Origin of the sequence: Clostridium sp. (assembly GCF_030532265.1) — a bacterium.
GTDB lineage: Bacteria > Bacillota > Clostridia > Clostridiales > Clostridiaceae > Clostridium.
This window is the reverse complement of sequence record NZ_JAUNLM010000122.1, coordinates 1-2,192: the sequence shown is the minus strand read 5'-3', so window position 1 is coordinate 2,192 and position 2,192 is coordinate 1. Positions and strand designations below refer to the sequence as shown.

2 protein-coding genes and 1 pseudogene are annotated in these 2,192 nt (G+C 26.4%); 1 reads left to right on the top strand and 2 read right to left on the bottom strand.

Features of this window, described 5'->3' with window-relative positions; translation table 11 throughout:
• Positions 1-581, top strand: a 581-nt coding sequence (locus tag Q4E08_RS12075) for an LCP family protein (protein ID WP_303131267.1), incomplete at its 5' end; no start/stop codon positions are given.
• A 205-nt stretch (positions 582-786) separates the two neighbouring features.
• Here Q4E08_RS12075 and Q4E08_RS12070 read toward each other — a convergent pair.
• The gene (locus tag Q4E08_RS12070) at positions 787-1,296 is read right to left on the bottom strand and encodes a hypothetical protein (protein WP_303131264.1); all 510 of its coding nucleotides are present in this window, start codon (positions 1,294-1,296) and stop codon (positions 787-789) included.
• Between the two features lie 18 nt (positions 1,297-1,314).
• Positions 1,315-2,192, bottom strand: a pseudogene (locus Q4E08_RS12065) (hypothetical protein); the annotation flags it as partial.

The window sequence follows — 2,192 nt, the reverse complement described above, 5'->3', positions numbered from 1 at the left end:
TAAAAACTCTAAATGAAAACTTTGATTTAAATCTTAAAGATTTTGCTACAGTTAACTTCTCATCATTACCTAAAATAATTGATTCTATTGGTGGAATTGATTTAGATATAAGAAATGATGAAATCAAATATATAAATGATTATATAAATAATCTTAATGCTTTAAATAAAACAAATGTAAATAGTATAACATCAGCTGGTACTCAACATGTTAATGGAACTCAAGCTTTAGCATACTGTAGAATAAGATATACAGCTGGTGGAGATGGTGAGAGAACTGAAAGACAAAGAATAGTTCTAACAAAACTATTTGAAAAATTTAATAAAGTTTCACCAACTAAATATCCATCAATTTTAAATGATCTTATGCCTATGATAACTACTAGCTTATCTTCTAGCGAAATATTAGGGCTTGCAAAAACAGTTTCATCTATGGGTGGTTCTGGATTAGAGCAAGAAAGATTTCCAAAAGATAATTACTCAAAAGGAGAAATGATAAATGGGGTTTATTATCTAACTTTCGATAATAATATAACTGTAAAACAAATACATGATTATATTTTTGAAGATATAAAAAGTTAAAATAACTCAAATTTTATATATAATATAATAAATTAAAAGCTGTAGAATTTTGTTTTATACAAAATTTCTACAGCTTTTAATATTTGAACAAAAAATTTTAATAAAATTATTTAATATTCATCATGCTTAATAGAATTACAAACATAATAAAATAGTAGATAACCATAACGGCATCTACTATTTATAACTTCTATTAAAATTTGTATTAACCTATCTCAGTTATTTCACCATTTTTATCTACTAATAACGAAAATAATACTCCTGTTCCTCCTTGTTCTATCATACTCTTAGATTTAACTTGTACAATATATCCTTCTTTTCCATTTAAGTCTTGTGGACTGTCACTAATATCATATATAATATCATCATCTTTACCATACTTATTCTGTACAAATTCCAATGCTTTTTGAGCTGAAAATTCATTATTATTCTCTTTATTAATATCTTCTTTATTTTTATCTGAAATGCTTTCTCCTGATTCTTTATTTTCATCTAGATTGTTTTTTTGTTCATTTTCTAAATATTTTTTAGTTTCCGAATCATCTTTAGCTTTATTTTCAACTTCTTTTTTAAATTCATCTTTACTATTAAATTGTTCAGTTTTACTATTTTTAACGTTATTAAGCTTAATTCTATTAATAATAAAATATGAACTAATTAAAATTAAACTAAAGCAAAGAAATATTATAAAAATCTTTTTTTTATTATGTTTCATAATTTTTCTCCAATTGAATTATTCATTTGCAAATCTATACATTTTTAACGCTTCTTTTTCTTCTCTTATAAATCTTCTAGCTACAGATTCTTGAACGGCTTTAGAACTACTATAAAAATGTACTAGCTCACCATCTGATCTTCTACGACCTCTTTCAGCATAAACTCCTTTTATAAATGCTTCTACGTCATTAGTTTCATTTACTTTATTCGCTATTATATTATATGCTCCAGCTACTCCATGTTGAACAACTGTTGACCATATAACATTTCTAGCTGCAAAGCTTGATAGAATTTTAGAATAATCTCCTGTTTTAACTAACTTCATAAGCAGAGCATCATAAAATGCTTCTTTAGTATATTGCTGCTGTAAATAATAAAATGTATTATAGTGATTATTAGCTATATTTCTCCAAGCTGAATCAAAATTAGGACCACAATTTGTATTAGCATCTAGATTTCTAGCATCTGTAAGTTGTTTATAAAATTCATAATTTTTATCCTTTAACCAGTTTACAAATGAGTCTAGTGAACCAGTCTTAGCAGATAATTGCCATGCTCCATATGACTTTCCGCCAAAATCTCCTGGAGTATCTGAAATAGCTCCTGGATTACCGTTTGATTCATATTTTTCTGATAAAACACCTAAAAATTCATTAGTAGAATTATCTTGGTATAACTCGACAACTGTAGCTCCAGCAAAATATACACTCACATACCCTTCATATACTTTACCATCATTTACATATTTAACCTTATAATAAGGTATATCTCCTTTCACTCTGTCTAAAACTACAACATCAGCACCTATTGGCATAGTCTTTAATACATTTGAATGTTTCTGACTTGGTTTATCTCTTAAATTCATTGGTTCATCAATTATTCTAGCCTTTGCAA

Bases quoted from the DNA above. Each gene is read 5' to 3' on its own strand.
- Q4E08_RS12070 (WP_303131264.1), bottom strand. From the start codon at position 1,296: ATGAAACATAATAAAAAAAAGATTTTTATAATATTTCTTTGCTTTAGT.